This window comes from Thermoanaerobacterium aotearoense (assembly GCF_009905255.1).
Lineage (GTDB): Bacteria > Bacillota > Thermoanaerobacteria > Thermoanaerobacterales > Thermoanaerobacteraceae > Thermoanaerobacterium > Thermoanaerobacterium aotearoense.
Window position 1 is genome coordinate 795,570 of sequence record NZ_CP047602.1, and the last position, 15,729, is coordinate 811,298.

Consider the following 15,729-nt stretch of genomic DNA (forward strand, 5'->3'; position numbering starts at 1 on the left):
AGATTTCATGAAAAGATATAACCAGAAAGAATTATGAGGAGGTTATATCTCATGAAAAAATATAAAAGATATATTGCGATGATGTTGATTTTTGTCATGGTACTTGCAACTGTATCATTAGCCGGATGCAAAAGCTCAGTTAAAAAGCCAGTTACTTCTAAAAGAAGTTTAAATGTTGTTGGATTCTATGTTGATTCACCTGGATACGACAACTCGTACAATTCGCTTGTAAAATACGCAAAGTACATGGATACGGTCTCACCGCTTTGGCTTACTGTTCAAGGCGATGGATCAGTTAAAGATTCAACGAATCCGCAAGCTTTAAACTTTGCCAAGAAAAACGGTTTAAAAGTCGTTCCACTTGTAAATGTGGCTGACAGCAAGGATTCGGTTTTGCTTGATTCTAAAGTGAAGACTGAGACAATGAATGAGCTTATAAGTCTTCTTAAAAAACATGGATTTGACGGGTACAACATAGATTTTGAGTTTATTCCACATGGCACAAAAAATTATGTTAAAGATAAAGACTACCTTACGGCATTTATGGGTACTTTTAGGACGATGATGAAAAGAGAGGGTAAAATCTTAGATATGTCTGTGATTCCTCATTATCAGGTTTCGCCTGATATATCTGGGATTTACGATTATCACAAATTGGCACCATTGGTTGATCATGTGACATTGATGACTTACGATAGGCATAATGCCTCATCGCCACCGGGACCAGTATCTCCGGAGCAGTGGGTTGAGAACAATGTAAAGGATGCATTAAAAGAGGGATTTAAGCCAAGTCAGATTTGCCTTGGTGTTGCAACGTATGGATACGATTGGCCTGCAAATAAGTCAGGTGGTTTTTCTGCCCCAACAAAGACGATACTTCAGAATGCTCAGCAAAAAGGCGTGACAGTACAGTGGAGCAATACGTATCAAGAGCCATACTACACGTACTATGACAGCACATATGGTGCCACAAGGCAGGTATGGTTTGAAAATTCTACTACAATGGCTGAGAAAATAGATATAGCCAAGAAATACGGCATCCACGGCATTTGCATATGGAGAATTGGTTTTGAAACACCGTCGTTTTGGCAGGTTATAGCCAAAAAGATTGGAGCAAAGTAAGTTAGCAGCCACTCGCATAGCGGGTGGTTTTTGATTCATTTGCAAACTCAATAAAACGTTGACTTACCGTTAAAAGAATAATATAATCAAATCATGACAAATAAACATATTGGAGGTTAGTTATGTATATACCATCTATTAGCCCGTATGCATTTAAAATTGGACCGATTGCTGTACATTGGTATGGAATTTTCATGGCTTTATCTATAGCCGCTGGTGCCTATTACCTGTACGTTAGGTCGAAAGAGCTTAACTACGATGAAGATTTCTTGCTAAATCTCTTGATGATTGTTGTTATATCCGGAATAGTAGGAGCAAGATTGATGTTTGTATTGGCAAATGACATTGATTGGTTTTACAAAGATCCGATACAGATTCTTAAGATTTATCAAGGTGGATTGTCGTGGCATGGAGCTGTATTAGGAGGATTCCTTGCAGGTCTTTATTACTGCCATAAGAAAAACGTCAAAATAAATCCTTTGGAAGATTACGCCGTCATAGGATTGGCTATAGGAAATATGCTTGTAAGAATAGGAAATATATTTAATCAAGAGGTTTTGGGAAGACAGACTGACTTTGCTTTTGGAAGATGGCCTGCACAATTAGTTGGTGTAGCAATGGGACTTATTCTTTTAATACGTTATTTCTACATCGAGAGAAAACACATGCCGTACGGGTATCAGTTCTGGTCTTTTATATTTTACTATCAGCTTATGAGGGGGCTTATTGAAGAGACTGTAAGAGATAATCCGCTGTTTTGGCCAGTTTATCTGAATAAGCACCTAGGAATCGGCTTTTTCACTTTGACGCAGATTGCAACTCCTTTTATACTTATATTGGCATATTGGATGATGAGGCGTGTATTAAATGATCCAGAAAATAAGAAAGTGAATTATTGACCTGCTTTACGCGGGTCTTTTATATAATAAAAAACGAGAGAGGGAGATTGTGATGGAGAAAAAGGAATTATTTAAAGAATTGCTTTCGATGATAGAGAAATCATCAAGTGAGATAGATAATTTAAATGATTTTTACAATGAGGTTGTGAAAATACTGGACAGCAATTTACCTTACTACAATTGGACAGGCTTTTACTTCATGGAAGATGGAATGTTGAAACTTGGTCCATACATAGGAAGGCCAACAGAACATGTAAAGATAAAAGTTGGTCAAGGTATATGTGGCAGAGCTGTGGCTGAAAATGCCACAATCGTCGTAGATGATGTGACAAAGGAGGACAATTACTTAGCTTGCAGCATTGAGACAAAGTCTGAGATAGTAGTGCCTATAAGAGTTGACGATGAGATAATCGGTGAAATTGACATAGATAGCGATGAAAAAGCAGCCTTTGACGATGATGACAGAGCATTTTTGGAAGGTGTGGCAGAAATAGTCGGTAAAAAAATAAAAAAACGAACATATAATATCAAAGAAAACTGAGAAAGGAGAAATCACATGAAAAGATCTTCTGTTGTGTTGATATCAGTAGCAGCAGTCGTGCTATTAATAGTTGTTTACTTTTTTTCAAGTTATAATGGGCTTGTAAGTCAGCAGGAAAATGTAAATAGCAAATGGAGCCAAATAGAAAATCAGCTTCAAAGAAGGGCGGATTTGATTCCTAATCTCGTTGAGACTGTAAAAGGTTATGCCGCTCATGAACAGTCTGTATTTGACAGCGTAAATAAAGCCAGAGAGAAGCTTCTTGCTGCAAATACGGTTCAGGAGAAAGCAAATGCCAACGATGAACTTGGGACGGCTTTAGGAAGGCTTTTGGCCATATCAGAGAATTATCCTAACTTAAAAGCCGACCAGAATTTCAGGCAGTTAAGCGATGAATTGGCAGGCACAGAAAATAGAATAGCTGTTGCCAGAATGGATTACAACAATGCTGTTCAGCAGTATAATACCAGCATAAGGCAGTTTCCTAATGTCATCATAGCAAGGATGTTTGGGTTTACGGAGAAACAGTATTTTAAAGCACAAGCTTCAGCATCGGAAGTTCCAAAAGTCGATTTTTCAAAATAGGGAGGTTATGTGGTGTTAAAATATGCCAAAACGTTATTTTTGCTGATATTATTTTCTATATTAATTTTTGGTCAAATATTTGCTGCCACAATTCCTTCTAAACCATCTCAGTACGATTATGTGTACGACTATGCCAACATTATGAACCAAAGCGATATTGATACGATAAGAAGCATAGGGAAAGAAATAGAAAGCTTAACTGGGGCTCAGATTATCGTAGTGACGGTTGATGACATAGGAGACTATCAAATATCGGATTATGCGTTAAATTTATTTAGAAGCTGGGGAATCGGACAAAAAGACAAAAATAATGGCGTGCTTCTTTTGGTAGATAAAAAAAGGCTTTTAGAAGGATTAAGCGGTAAAGTTTTTATATCTGTCGGGTATGGGTTGGAAGGTGCTATTCCAGATTCTGTCGCAGGAAGGATTCTGGACGATTACGTATTGCCTAAATGGAACGATAAAGATTATTCAGGAGGCATTGTAGAAGGATATAAAGCAATAGCGGCATTGGTCGCCAAAGAATACAACGTGGATTTAAAAAATGTCGACCAAAGCCAGTATGCTCAGCAAAATGACAATGGCAGTAACAAAGCGGAAGGAATAATTTCTGTAATCGCCATGATAATATTGCTTATTATTTTTTCTAATATACGTGGTTGGTGGTGGCGTGGTCCTGGCGGGTTTGGCCCTGGAGGATTCGGTGGTTTCGGCGGATTTGGAACTGGCGGCGGTGGTTTTGGAGGAGGCTTTGGCAGCGGAGGAGGTGGAAGTTTTGGCGGCGGTTCCACCGGTGGAGGTGGAGCTGGCCGCTAAACCCTGAATTTTCCTCTTTCATATTGCTTTGGCCATTCTACATCTTCTTTAAGGTCGTGGGCTGCATACAGTGGCCAATACGGATTTCTCAGAAGCTCACGGCCTAAAGCGATGATATCGGCTTTTTCATCCTTAAGTATTTGTTCAGCCATTTCAGCTTTTGTTATTAAGCCTACTGCCGCTGTTTTAAAACCGAGCTGGCTTTTTATTTTTTCAGAGTATTTGACTTGATAGCCTGGATAAAGATCGATTTTTGCATTTAAAAGTCCTCCGCTGCTTGCATCTATTACATCAACGCCTAATGGCTTTATATGCGATAAAATTCTTATCATTTCGTCAATATCGATGCCGCCTTCAATGTAATCATCGGATGAAACTCTTACAAATAAAGGCTTGTTTTCTGGCCATACTTTTTTTATAGCTTCTATGACTTCTTTAAGTACCCTCACTCTGTTGATGACATCACCGCCGTACTCATCGCTTCTTTTATTTGAAAGAGGCGATAGAAATTCGTGTAACAGATAACCGTGTGCTGCGTGTACTTCAACTACATCAAAACCAGCGGCAAGAGCTCTTGCTGCCGCATCTTTAAACTTTTCTACGATGGTGTTTATTTCTTCTTTCGTAAGTTCATGTGGCAATTTATAATCATCGCTCCAGTTTATCGACGAAGGCGCCACAGGCGTTTCATCTGTCACTTCTGATTTTCTGCCAGCATGGGCTAATTGTATGCCCATTGTAGCACCGTATTTTTTACACTCTTCAACAATTTTTTTGAGTGATTCTACTTGCTGATCGTTCCAGATACCCAGATCGCGATCAGTTATTCGCCCTCGACTTTCTACTGCTGTGGCTTCAATCATTATTAACCCTACACCGCCGACGGCTCTGCTGACGTAGTGAACAAAGTGCCAATTGTTTGCAAGGCCGTCTTTACCTGCAGAATACTGACACATTGGAGACATCATAATCCTATTTTTTATTGTAATGTCTTTTATTTTTATAGGTGTAAACAACATAAGAACATCTCCTTTCAAGATATATATTACCACTTAGGTTGCAAAAATAAAAATTATTAAATAAAAAGTTATTTTACAGGCAAAAACGTATTCATTAAGATTGCTTTATTTCTATTTTCCTCAATTCGTGTTATAATATATGTTGTAGATTTTAAAAAGGAGGGCATATCGTGAGAGAAAGAGTAGAAGAAGTTTTAAAGCTTTTAAGACCTTCTCTTCAAGCAGATGGCGGAGATGTAGAACTCGTCGACGTTACTGACGATGGCGTAGTTCAGGTAAGGCTTACAGGTGCTTGCGGCGGCTGTCCATTTGCAGTAATGACATTGAAAGAAGGAATTGAAAGAGCAATAAAAGAAGAAATACCTGAAGTAAAGGAAGTTGTTGCTCTTTAAAGATAAAAAATCCGGAATTAACCGGATTTTTTTATGCCAAAAAAAGGATTTTTCAAAAATACATAGAATACTATATATGGTAATATTTTACTTAATGGAGGTATTCTATGTATGATTAAAAAGTTTTTTCTATTAACTTTGACGTTGATAATGGTATTTAGCTTAAACGTCTTTTCATATGCTTTTCCCAACGATATTCAAAATCAAGATTACTTAAAATTGTTGAAAGATAAGATGCCATTTACAAGTGATATGTCAGTAGATCAAATCAGAAAAAATAGCGATGGTTCTATCGAAATAAACATGAAAAGCGATGGCGACATATACAAAACCCTTGATGTTGTATTAAACGATGGACAGATTAAAAGCGCAGATTATTATGTTGATCAAATGAAATACTTATTTGACAAAAGCGGCAAATCAAAAATAGGGAAGGACGATGCTGAAATAATAGGCAAAAAACTTTTGGAAAATGTTTTTGGAGAAAAATTTGAATATGTATCAGAGGTTAATGATTCAACGTACATCGATGATGCTTTAGAAAGACCAATAATTTACAAATTTCGTTACAAAAATTTAGTTGATGATGTGCCTGTGTACAATTTAGACGCTTATGTTTACATTGACTCCGAAAGCGGCGATATATTGAAATTAAAAGGACAAAGTATAGATGAATCATCTTATAATAAAGACATAAAGACGATTGGCAGTGTTGATGCCTTAAAGGCATTTAATAGCAAACTTAATCCTACTCTTGTGTATTTAAAGAACAATGACGATGATTTTCCAAAATATCGGCTGTACTATGCTTTAAGCATCGACTATAATCTTGTTGGAGTTGACGCATTAAACGGCGATTTGGTAGATTTTAGTGGTGATAAGCTGTACGATGATGTCGCAACAATTAAGGGTTGTACTAACGAGCTAAAAAATTCAGGTAACATGGTGTCTTACGATGAGGCATTGAAAATAGCAATGAATGAAATGAATAACTTTCGGATAAATGATATTAAAGTATTAGACAGCAAGACAATTGAAAGGTATTTTCTCACTGAAAAGGCAGCGTATACATTTAATATGAATCATACTGATAAAAGCTTAATAGTTAATGCAAATATAGCAGTCGACAAAGAAAGCGGAATTATAATGAGTGAGAATGTAGATATTTCTGATGATGATGGGTTATTCGATACATATGGCAATTTAGATAGGATAATAGATTTTGCTAAGAAAATTTTGAGAGGAAAAGATTGCAAGCTGAATCTTTTAAAAAAACCTGTCGTAGGGAATGATGATTATACGTACATGTTTTATCGGGTTTACAATGATGCAATAGTTTTGGATAATTATGTGAGAATTAAAACAGATAAAAACGGTAAAATAATAAATGTCTCATTAAATTGGGATGAAGCTGATAAACCATCAACAAGAGATATTTTGAATGAAAGCATTGCAAGAAACATATTAATAGATGAGAAACCATCTCTTTGTTATTTGTATACAAGCAAATATGGACTTAAGCCAATATACCGTTTGCCTACGATGGATTTAATAGTGGATGCGTTGACTAAACAAAAAATATCCATAAATGAATTTGAAAAAGGATATTAGGAGATGATACGATGGATGAAAAATTAAAGATAGAGGCGGCGAAAGAATTGGGACTATTAGATAAGGTACATAAAGTAGGATGGTCAAATTTGACAGCACAAGAAACCGGAAAAATTGGAGCCATTGTAAAAAAGAAAAAATATAAATCTGCCATGTAAAATTTTTGTTGTAGTGGTATACTTGTATTTGAGGTGAGACAAATGGCTCAAGAAGACGTATATGAAAAAGTCGCAAGATTGATGGAGAATTCTAAAAAAACCGTTATATTGACAGGAGCTGGAATATCTACAGAAAGCGGCATTCCCGATTTTAGGAGTCCGGGAACTGGGCTTTGGGAAAAGATGGACCCTATGGAAGCGCTGTCTACAAAAGTTTTATACAATGATCCTAAAAAATTTTACAAAAGCGGCTTTAAAATTTTGCTATCAATGAAAGATGCAAAGCCAAACAAAGCACACTACATATTGGCCCAACTGGAGCAGGATGGGTTTATATCATGCGTAATTACTCAAAACATAGATAATTTGCATCAAAAAGCTGGGTCGAAAAAAGTGTACGAAGTACACGGTCAGACAAGGACAGGAAGCTGCACAAATTGTGGCGAAGTAGTCTCAATTGATTTGCTGGAGGCGAAAGTGTCTAAAGGGGAAATCCCACCTAAATGCGACAAATGCAACGGAGTTTTAAGACCAGATGTTGTGATGTTTGGAGATCAGATGCCTGAAGATTTTGAAAAGGCATGGCATGAAGCAGAAGACAGCGATTTAATGATAGTCATTGGTTCATCGCTTACCGTATCACCTGTAAACTTCCTGCCGGGCTTATCAAAGCATCTTGTCATAATAAATAAATCAGAGACGCCAGAAGATAGAAGGGCTGATGCAGTCATAAGAGAATCGGCAGGTGAAGCTTTAAGTAAAATCGTAAGATACTTAAAGACAGTGCAATAAGGCTAAAATTCATTTGACAATGTATATGTTTCAGTGCTATTATAAAGAGGTAAATTATTTATCACGTTTGGAGGAAGATATAATGGTAAGAGGTAAAGTAAAATGGTTCAATGCTGAGAAAGGTTATGGCTTCATAGAGAGAGAAGGTGGCTCGGACGTATTTGTTCATTACTCAGCAATTGAACAGGATGGTTTTAAGACATTAGAAGAAGGACAGGAAGTTGAGTTTGATATAGTGGAGGCTGAAAAAGGGCCACAGGCCGCTAACGTTAAAAAAGTTTCCTAATGGAGAAAATCAACCCTAACAGCGATGTTAGGGTTTTGAGATATATGGCAGTGTATATTTTGACGAGATGCGAAAAAAATTAAAAAAGGATATTGACGAATCGGCGTTTTTTATGTATACTAATACTTGTCACGGAAATTGGTCGTATAGCTCAGCTGGGAGAGCACCTGCCTTACAAGCAGGGGGTCATAGGTTCGAGCCCTATTGCGACCACCATTATGGCCCAATAGCTCAGTTGGTTAGAGCGCCAGCCTGTCACGCTGGAGGTCGAGGGTTCGAGCCCCTTTTGGGTCGCCATAAAATTTAAAAAGCCTCGATAGCTCAGTCGGTAGAGCAAGGGACTGAAAATCCCTGTGTCAGTGGTTCGATTCCACTTCGAGGCACCATTAAGTTAAGCGGACATAGCTCAGTTGGTAGAGCATCACCTTGCCAAGGTGAGGGTCGCGAGTTCGAGTCTCGTTGTCCGCTCCAAAATTTGGCGGCATAGCCAAGTGGTAAGGCAGAGGTCTGCAAAACCTTTATCTCCAGTTCGAATCTGGATGCCGCCTCCATATTTATTCAAGCGATATCAAGCCTTTCATGGCTTTTATTTTTTTGTTTAATTTCTAAAAATAAATCCGTGACAATCCCATGACAATCCGAGATTTTTATTGCATAATTTCTATTGATTCTATAGCTTGTTTTTGAATATCTGGTAATACATGCGAATACGTATCAAGAGTAATGCTTACATTAGCATGGCCCAATCTTTCGCTTACAATTTTAGGATTTATTCCTTTCTTTAATAGCCATGTAGCGTGTGTATGCCTTAAATCATGGAAACGGATAATTTCTATAGGAGCTTTGTTGTTCTCTTTGTTATAAGCTTTTTCGTATAGCTGAAATCTTTTAGAAATGTACTGTGGAATGAGAGGATCTCCATTTTCATGAGTGCATACAAAATTGTTATCATTATATAATTCACCTAGTAGTAATTTATTTTCAATTTGTTTTTTCCTTTGTGCTTTAAGAGCTTCTATTGTCGTTTTAAATAATACAATCTTGCGCTTGGATTTTTTTGTTTTTGGTTCTTTTAAAGTTAATGTTCCATATAGATATTGCATATTTGATGTGACATATATAATTCCATTAATTAAATCAACATTTTCCCATTTAAGTGCGGATATTTCGCCTTCACGCATACCTGTTTCTAATGCTATTTTAACCGGAAGATATATTTTTTCATCTTTTATAAAGTCTAAAAAGTTTTTTGCGGTATCTTCATCCCATACCTTCATTTCGATTTTTGCTACTTTAGGTGGTGTAACGGAATCAGATGGGTTGTTATATATCATTTGCCAGCCTACAGCATGTTTTAAGGCTAGATGCAGCATTCTATGTATCTTCAATATTGTACTATTAGATAATGTACCTTCATCAACAAGTTTGCTGTAATATTGTTGTATGTGTGCTGGTTTTAAATCTTGAAGTTTTGCAATACCAATATGATTTTTTATATTAGTTGTAAATTCAGCATATCTTTTATAAGTGCTACTTGTGACATTGACTTTTGCATATGTTTCAAGCCAATAATCGAGATAATCTGCTAAAGTCATAGTTCTGGAATCTACAAATTGTCCAGTTTCCAACTCCCTAATTAATTTGTTCATAGCCTTTTCGCAATCAGATTGCCTCTTAAATGTTTTTGATTTGTATTTTTTCTTGCCGGTGATAGGATCTTTGCCAATATAAACAACATATTGCCAGCCATCGCCATGCTTTCTAATATGGCCACGCATAGATAATACCTCCTCCTATTTGCTGTTTTTTAATCTAAAGATTTTATTTCCACACTCAAAACATAGTTTCAATCCCTCATAGGTAGACTAAAAACTAACAAGTTGGAAATCATTTATAGACATCTTCAAATTATATTAATTTTTATCTGCAATACTTTACAATATCCTCCGCAACCTTATCAGCTTCAATTTCTATATACTTATATTGCATGTCTAAACCTATGTAATAACTTTGCTTTGGGCAATCTTCTAAGATGTGTTTTAATTCGTGTATAAAGACTTTGCATTGTGTTTCATAATCTGTATTACCATTAAGTATTAAATAATAATTGCCTTGTCGGCTGACATATGTAAAGCCGTATATACAAGTATCAATATTTGCAATAGATACTTGTATATCATACGCTGTCATAAGCTCATAGAATGGGATTTCTTGATTTAAAAGAGCCTTCACAAGAGGCTTGTCTAAAAAGTCGATAGCCAAAATAAAGCCCCCTTTTATATATGCTAATAGCTAGGCATTACTATTTCTTTTGGTTGTACTGCCGTATTGTTAGATATATTATCAATTATTTCGTCTGCAGAAATATAATTTTTATCAATAAGTTTTTTTCTTTCTAATTCAAGTTTTTCATTTAAAAATTTATGCTTAATTTCAAATTCGGCAATTATTTCGCTCCATTTTTTTATATAAATTTTATAATTATCAACTTTATAGGCTAAGGATCTTTCACCGTGTGGTTGTGCATTTTTTAATAATCCGCTTATATAGTTATCATAATCATTACCAACTAAATAAAACTCCCAAAACATATTTGGTGCATTAAATTGATGTTGTTTAAGTATAACATCCATATATTCTTGAACTTGATAAAACTGTTTTGTGCCTAGCTTTATATTAGGATGTTTTAATTCAACAACAATATTATTTATAATATCATTTTGTATGTCTTGCCTTACGGCAAAAATATCCATTTGTTTATATTTATTTTCATGCTCAATTTTTTTCTTTTCTGTTTCACCTGTTAATATATAACAGTATCTTCTTAACGCTTCTTCAAAATTTGGTTCTGCTGCTGTCACTAAGTGATATTGTTCTCCAAATATCCAATAATGACTTTCTATAAAAGCTTGTAGATGAGGTATTTCATTTGCATTCAAATCTTTATTAAATACTAAACATTTTAATTCTTCAATTGCTTTAAATCTATCCTTTATTAATTTTATTGTTTTAATTATATTTGTCAGTTTAGAATATTTTAGTAACTTTAGCAGTTCGGTTTTATCTTCTTCTTCTAATTCAATAATTTCATTTAGTATTTCGAATAATTGTTCTTTTTCGTCAGAATCCATAATAAGATTTAAAAAGTGTACGAATGTCTTTTTTTGTATGTCATTTAAACTAGTAAAAATTTTAGGCTGTGCCTGATAAAGAGCTGATATAAGGTCATCTAATTGAGATTTTTTATATTGATCAATAAAATTATCTTTGTCAAACTTGGGATACGCATTAGCTTTTTCTAAATTATCTATAAGTTTTTCAGATGATTTTCTTAAAAATGATTTTCTTTTTTCTTTTAATAATTTTTCTATAGAATTCATTAAAAATTTATATTCATCGCTTGATTTGCTATTAAATAAACATGTCTGAGAATCATCACTGTCAAAACTAAAATTGTTAAATAAACTGCTTTTGATATAAATACTGTGATAAAACTGATCAGCTTTTTTATTAAGTGTTGTTGTTTCTTTATATTTTTCAATATCATTTGAATCTATAAAATAAAATCTTGAATATTCATTAGTTAGTGGATATCTCCATTGTACAAACTTTATTTTAAAATTGATTTTTGTTTTTTCATAAATTAATTCCTCTTTTTCCTCATCCAAGATAATATCTGAATAATCAACTTTTTTATCATTTACTTTTATATTGAAATTTCTTTCTTTATTCAATTCTAAAAACCAACAAAATTCTTTTTTTATAAAATCTATTATTTCATTTTCATTAATTGAGTTATGTAAATTCGTAAATGTAACTTTTGTTCCTGTATTTTCAAATGTTTCTTGGATATTTTTGTCAATATATGTAGTTAAATTTTGATCATCGATATATATTTCATATTTAATATTTCTATTTGTAGATTTATCTTTATATATTGTTTCCCATTTAGCATTCGAGGCAAAGCAAAAGAATGTAAGTCTTCCTACGCCATTTTTACCATGCATTAATGATACTTTTCGTTTTTCGTCAGGATTTATCACTTTTTCAGAGTCAAAAAAAGGAGTAAATTTTTCACTAAGTTTAGTTCTGTCAATACCATATCCATTATCTATAATTGATATTTCATCAATTTCTTTTAATATATTTTTATGCAAATTAATTTCGACACAATTTGCTTTCGCATCAAAACCATTCCATATATATTCAGCAATAGATTTTAGATAAGTATATTTATTTAGAATCCTTTTAATACCGGAATTTGTAATTTTAATATCTCCCATATATGACCCTTCTTTATTATAGATATTATTCGTCATATTTATCACCCTTTATAATAATTTAATTATATTATAACTCATGGATGATAAATAAGACATGTGTTCGTATAAATTTATTTTTTATTCTCCACTTTCTTCATCTTCAATAGCTTTTATTATACGCATTACCTGCTTTATAGCCTTTGGAGAAAGGTTTCTAGTCTGCTTAAACAAAAGTTTTAAGTCCTCTCTTTGCTTAAGTTCGTTCCAAAACTCTGCCAGCTCTGGGTCATCAGATACAGCATCTGTTATTTCGTCGACTGGGTTTCGGATGTCGGTGTTACCAAGGAGGTAATCGACTGACACATTAAATAATTCAGATAGCTTCAACAATGTATCAGTATCTGGATCTCTTTGACCTATCTCATACATGCCTATGGTACCTCTTGAAACGCCTAATTTGTCAGCAAGTTCTTTTTGAGTTAATTTAAATTCATTTCTCAATTCTGATAATCTTTTTGCAAAACTCATTAAGATATACCTCCTATTGATATTTATTATATCACTATTAGTGACATAAAAAATATTTGTCACAAAAAGTTATAAAAACTATTGACAAGTAACAAAATGTGACTATAATAATATATAGAAGGTAACGTTAAGTGACGCTTGGAGGTGAAACTATGAAAAATAAGCTAAAAGAAATAAGAAATTCAAAAAATATTTCGGGTTATGAATTAGCCAGAAAAGTTAATGTAACACACTCGCTTATATATATGATAGAAAATGGAACGAGAAATCCAAGTATTAAGTTGGCTAAAAAAATTGCAAAAGTTTTAAATACAAGTATAGACGAAATTTTTTTTGAAGAACAAAGTCACGAAACGTTACATCATAACACTATACCCGACCAATCAGAAAGCGCATAGGAGGAGGTGAGAAGGATGGAGGAAATTAAGCAAAGAAAAGAACTATTGGATATTCATTTAAAAGAAGTATCTAAGTGGATGGAAGATTCAAACATTGATCCAACATCGGAATTCGGGCAGGAATTCTTAAAACAAACAAAAGAATTGATAGAGCAATTTTACGAAATAAAGGAATTAAAAGGAAGAGTAACTGCCCTAGAAAAGCAAATTCAGGAGTTTCCAGAGCAGCTAATGAGGTTAAACAATAAATGTTTCGACTGATTCTTTGAACTTTAAAAATTCCAAATCAGTCCATTGATGCGAGTGACCAGTTGAAATATTGCTAAGAAACTCGGATTCAAAAACATTAAAGGTATGAAAAATATTCTCTATTTCTTGCCTCATGAGAATTTCATAATTTGAAAGATAAAGCGATCTAGCAGCAGACATTAAAGAAATAGCCTTATTGAGATATAATGCAGCAATTATTTCATTTTGTTTTCCATTAGGTTCTTTGAATAAAAGTTCGTGTGCTTTAGTGGCTTCTATAAAAGCTTCTTTGATTAGTTCAAAAAGAGCATCTTTCCTGTATTTAAAGACTTCGAGATTATCCATAATTTCACCTCCTCTCAAGAAAATTTTACCACTGAGGAGGGGGAAAACAAAAAAGGGGGTAAAACAACTTATGGCACTTGTTTATACAACAAAAGAAGCAGCACAGCTTCTAAAAGTAGACATTAAAACAATATACAAATTGAAAGATGAACATAAACTTCAAGCCGTTAAAGTTGGATCAAAGATTTTGATAACTGAACAAAGCATTAATAGTTATCTGGGTATCATTCCTGCTAAAACAGAGAATGAAATTAGGCTTGAAGAAGAGAACAAAAGGTTAAAAGAAAAATTAAGGCAATATGAAAGACATTTATCACAAATAAAAGATGAAATTTTAAAAATTGATATTAAAGCAGTTTAAGGGGATGAAATAAATGTTGACATGGCATGAACAATTAACACTGCTGATGGTGCTTGATGAAAAACTTAATAGGCTTAAAGAGCGCAGACAATATTATATCGTGAAATTAAACACACAAGAAAAATTAAGCCAAACACAAGAAGATATTTTTAAAGATTTACAAGAGCAAATCAAAGAATTAGAAAGCATTTATCATAAAATTAATAGCTTAGAAATTAAGGATTAAAGGAGGGCTAAAAATGCTAATTGATGAACTTGATAGAGAATTAGCGACACTTGAAATGCAAATAGAATTTAGATATAGACGCATAAAGGAATTGCAAGAATTAAAGAGACAAGCAGAGAAAGCTGACATGATAATAAAAAAATTGAGAGATGAAATTGCAGATTATAATGAGGAATATCATGAGAAATTAAGACTTTACTACAGTCAGATGTGAGATCTCGAAAATGTCATAAGAAGTGTTTCTGAATTCATTATAAAGCAGGAAGGGGGAAAGTGAATGAATAAGTATTGCACAAACATATATAAAGAGGATAGAAAAGCTTCAGGATTAACACAAGAACAGGCAGCTGAATTGCTGCATATAAGTACAAGATCGCTTATAGATTATGAGACAAATAGAACAATACCACCTGATGATGTTGTATGTAATATGGTTGAAATATATAAAGCACCTTGGCTTGGCTATAAGCACTTAAAACAATACACGAAAGTTGGGCAAAAATATCTTCCAGATCTAAATCTAACGATTTTACCTGAATCGGTATTGACACTGCAGAGTGAAACAGATGATTTGGAAATTGTCAAAAAAGACATGATTAAGATAGCCGCTGATGGCGTAGTAGATGAAACAGAAAAAGATAGATGGCAGCGTGTTACAAAGGAAATAAGCGAAATGGCAGGCGCAGCACTTGCGGTTATATTTGCAAGATGAAAGGGGGATTTAAAGATGTCGATAAAATTCGCTCAAATATTATATAAGCTTGGTTTTGCAGTGACATACGATGCTGACAGAAAGAAGATTAGAATTTATAAAGACAAATAAAAAATGCCTTAAAAAAGGCACAAATTAAATCTTTCCAAGGAGAGTATACCACATTTTGTGGATACTCTCAAGAAAAAGTTTTAAAAGGAGATAAGAAGATGAAAGAAGTACATGAATTTGTATTAACACCATATGAATTTGGCTACTACGACAGTATAGAACATGCTTTAAGAGATAGTATTTCGACAGAATACAACGAAAAAACACATAAAGTAACAGTAAGAATAAGCAAAGAAGCGATTGAAAAATTAATTAAAGATAACGAAGCTTTTGCAGAAATTGATGAAGAAGTAATGGAAATAGTTTGGGAATAAAA

23 protein-coding genes and 5 tRNA genes are annotated in these 15,729 nt (G+C 33.9%); 22 read left to right on the forward strand and 6 right to left on the reverse strand.

What is annotated here, in order from left to right:
* Positions 1–51 precede the first annotated feature (51 nt).
* From GSH73_RS03915 to GSH73_RS03935, 5 genes are all read left to right on the forward strand, one after another.
* Entirely contained in the window at positions 52–1,122 is a 1,071-nt protein-coding gene (locus GSH73_RS03915) for a glycosyl hydrolase family 18 protein (protein ID WP_014759297.1), read from the forward strand.
* Positions 1,123–1,244: 122 nt separating this feature from the next.
* On the forward strand, positions 1,245–2,021 hold the full coding sequence (locus GSH73_RS03920) for a prolipoprotein diacylglyceryl transferase (RefSeq protein WP_013787622.1): 777 nt from the start codon (positions 1,245–1,247) through the stop codon (positions 2,019–2,021).
* Positions 2,022–2,073: 52 nt separating this feature from the next.
* A complete protein-coding gene (locus tag GSH73_RS03925) occupies positions 2,074–2,562 on the forward strand; it encodes a GAF domain-containing protein (protein ID WP_014759296.1) in 489 nt (162 codons plus the stop codon).
* Positions 2,563–2,577: 15 nt separating this feature from the next.
* Positions 2,578–3,147: a LemA family protein gene (locus tag GSH73_RS03930; RefSeq protein WP_013787624.1), complete on the forward strand. Its 570-nt coding sequence runs from the start codon at positions 2,578–2,580 to the stop codon at positions 3,145–3,147.
* Between the two features lie 12 nt (positions 3,148–3,159).
* Complete coding sequence (locus tag GSH73_RS03935; protein ID WP_014759295.1) at positions 3,160–3,963, forward strand: TPM domain-containing protein; 804 nt, start codon at positions 3,160–3,162, stop codon at positions 3,961–3,963.
* Here the strand turns inward: GSH73_RS03935 and namA are convergent.
* The gene (gene namA / locus GSH73_RS03940) at positions 3,960–4,982 is read right to left on the reverse strand and encodes an NADPH dehydrogenase NamA (protein WP_014759294.1); all 1,023 of its coding nucleotides are present in this window, start codon (positions 4,980–4,982) and stop codon (positions 3,960–3,962) included. The two genes, GSH73_RS03935 and namA, sit on opposite strands and share 4 nt — an antisense overlap.
* 170 nt (positions 4,983–5,152) lie before the next feature.
* Here namA and GSH73_RS03945 point away from each other — a divergent pair, with 170 nt between their 5' ends.
* From GSH73_RS03945 to GSH73_RS03990, 10 genes are all read left to right on the forward strand, one after another.
* Positions 5,153–5,374 (forward strand): NifU family protein, encoded by a 222-nt coding sequence (locus tag GSH73_RS03945; protein WP_013787627.1) that lies wholly within the window; start codon positions 5,153–5,155, stop codon positions 5,372–5,374.
* A 111-nt stretch (positions 5,375–5,485) separates the two neighbouring features.
* Positions 5,486–6,985 (forward strand): hypothetical protein, encoded by a 1,500-nt coding sequence (locus GSH73_RS03950; protein WP_014759293.1) that lies wholly within the window; start codon positions 5,486–5,488, stop codon positions 6,983–6,985.
* A gap of 11 nt (positions 6,986–6,996) precedes the next feature.
* Positions 6,997–7,143 carry an alpha/beta-type small acid-soluble spore protein gene (locus tag GSH73_RS03955; protein ID WP_014759292.1) on the forward strand — a complete coding sequence of 49 codons (147 nt, stop codon included), beginning with the start codon at positions 6,997–6,999 and terminating at the stop codon, positions 7,141–7,143.
* 42 nt (positions 7,144–7,185) lie between these two features.
* Positions 7,186–7,935, forward strand: a complete 750-nt coding sequence (locus GSH73_RS03960) for an SIR2 family NAD-dependent protein deacylase (protein ID WP_014759291.1) — start codon at positions 7,186–7,188, stop codon at positions 7,933–7,935.
* Between the two features lie 82 nt (positions 7,936–8,017).
* Positions 8,018–8,221: a cold-shock protein gene (locus GSH73_RS03965; protein WP_013298441.1), complete on the forward strand. Its 204-nt coding sequence runs from the start codon at positions 8,018–8,020 to the stop codon at positions 8,219–8,221.
* Between the two features lie 140 nt (positions 8,222–8,361).
* Positions 8,362–8,437: transfer RNA gene (locus GSH73_RS03970), tRNA-Val, on the forward strand.
* Between the two features lie 4 nt (positions 8,438–8,441).
* Positions 8,442–8,518, forward strand: a tRNA-Asp gene (locus tag GSH73_RS03975).
* A 13-nt stretch (positions 8,519–8,531) separates the two neighbouring features.
* Positions 8,532–8,607 (forward strand) — tRNA-Phe (locus tag GSH73_RS03980).
* A 9-nt stretch (positions 8,608–8,616) separates the two neighbouring features.
* Positions 8,617–8,692, forward strand: a tRNA-Gly gene (locus GSH73_RS03985).
* A gap of 6 nt (positions 8,693–8,698) precedes the next feature.
* Positions 8,699–8,772, forward strand: a tRNA-Cys gene (locus tag GSH73_RS03990).
* A gap of 96 nt (positions 8,773–8,868) precedes the next feature.
* On the opposite strand, the gene GSH73_RS03995 is transcribed toward GSH73_RS03990, so the two are convergent.
* The 4 genes from GSH73_RS03995 to GSH73_RS04010 all read right to left on the reverse strand — a co-directional run bounded on the left by GSH73_RS03995 (position 8,869) and on the right by GSH73_RS04010 (position 13,011).
* Positions 8,869–9,999, reverse strand: coding sequence for a site-specific integrase (locus GSH73_RS03995; protein ID WP_014759290.1), 1,131 nt, complete (start codon positions 9,997–9,999; stop codon positions 8,869–8,871).
* A 142-nt stretch (positions 10,000–10,141) separates the two neighbouring features.
* The gene (locus GSH73_RS04000) at positions 10,142–10,483 is read right to left on the reverse strand and encodes a hypothetical protein (protein WP_014759289.1); all 342 of its coding nucleotides are present in this window, start codon (positions 10,481–10,483) and stop codon (positions 10,142–10,144) included.
* Positions 10,484–10,506: 23 nt separating this feature from the next.
* On the reverse strand, positions 10,507–12,504 hold the full coding sequence (locus GSH73_RS04005) for an ATP-binding protein (RefSeq protein WP_014759288.1): 1,998 nt from the start codon (positions 12,502–12,504) through the stop codon (positions 10,507–10,509).
* A 117-nt stretch (positions 12,505–12,621) separates the two neighbouring features.
* Positions 12,622–13,011, reverse strand: a complete 390-nt coding sequence (locus tag GSH73_RS04010; protein WP_014759287.1) for a helix-turn-helix domain-containing protein — start codon at positions 13,009–13,011, stop codon at positions 12,622–12,624.
* A 131-nt stretch (positions 13,012–13,142) separates the two neighbouring features.
* On the opposite strand from GSH73_RS04010, the gene GSH73_RS04015 reads away from it, so the two are divergent.
* On the forward strand, positions 13,143–13,409 hold the full coding sequence (locus GSH73_RS04015; protein WP_014759286.1) for a helix-turn-helix transcriptional regulator: 267 nt from the start codon (positions 13,143–13,145) through the stop codon (positions 13,407–13,409).
* A gap of 15 nt (positions 13,410–13,424) precedes the next feature.
* Positions 13,425–13,670, forward strand: a complete 246-nt coding sequence (locus GSH73_RS04020; protein WP_014759285.1) for a hypothetical protein — start codon at positions 13,425–13,427, stop codon at positions 13,668–13,670.
* Here GSH73_RS04020 and GSH73_RS04025 read toward each other — a convergent pair.
* On the reverse strand, positions 13,647–14,003 hold the full coding sequence (locus GSH73_RS04025; protein ID WP_014759284.1) for a hypothetical protein: 357 nt from the start codon (positions 14,001–14,003) through the stop codon (positions 13,647–13,649). The two genes, GSH73_RS04020 and GSH73_RS04025, sit on opposite strands and share 24 nt — an antisense overlap.
* Before the next feature lie 70 nt (positions 14,004–14,073).
* On the opposite strand from GSH73_RS04025, the gene GSH73_RS04030 reads away from it, so the two are divergent.
* From GSH73_RS04030 to GSH73_RS04050, 5 genes are all read left to right on the forward strand, one after another.
* On the forward strand, positions 14,074–14,364 hold the full coding sequence (locus GSH73_RS04030) for a helix-turn-helix domain-containing protein (RefSeq protein ID WP_014759283.1): 291 nt from the start codon (positions 14,074–14,076) through the stop codon (positions 14,362–14,364).
* A gap of 13 nt (positions 14,365–14,377) precedes the next feature.
* Positions 14,378–14,590 carry a hypothetical protein gene (locus GSH73_RS04035; RefSeq protein ID WP_014759282.1) on the forward strand — a complete coding sequence of 71 codons (213 nt, stop codon included), beginning with the start codon at positions 14,378–14,380 and terminating at the stop codon, positions 14,588–14,590.
* A 13-nt stretch (positions 14,591–14,603) separates the two neighbouring features.
* Positions 14,604–14,804, forward strand: coding sequence for a hypothetical protein (locus tag GSH73_RS04040; protein WP_014759281.1), 201 nt, complete (start codon positions 14,604–14,606; stop codon positions 14,802–14,804).
* 63 nt (positions 14,805–14,867) lie between these two features.
* The gene (locus tag GSH73_RS04045) at positions 14,868–15,302 is read left to right on the forward strand and encodes a helix-turn-helix domain-containing protein (protein ID WP_014759280.1); all 435 of its coding nucleotides are present in this window, start codon (positions 14,868–14,870) and stop codon (positions 15,300–15,302) included.
* Positions 15,303–15,511: 209 nt separating this feature from the next.
* The gene (locus GSH73_RS04050; protein ID WP_014759278.1) at positions 15,512–15,727 is read left to right on the forward strand and encodes a hypothetical protein; all 216 of its coding nucleotides are present in this window, start codon (positions 15,512–15,514) and stop codon (positions 15,725–15,727) included.
* Positions 15,728–15,729: the final 2 nt, after the last annotated feature.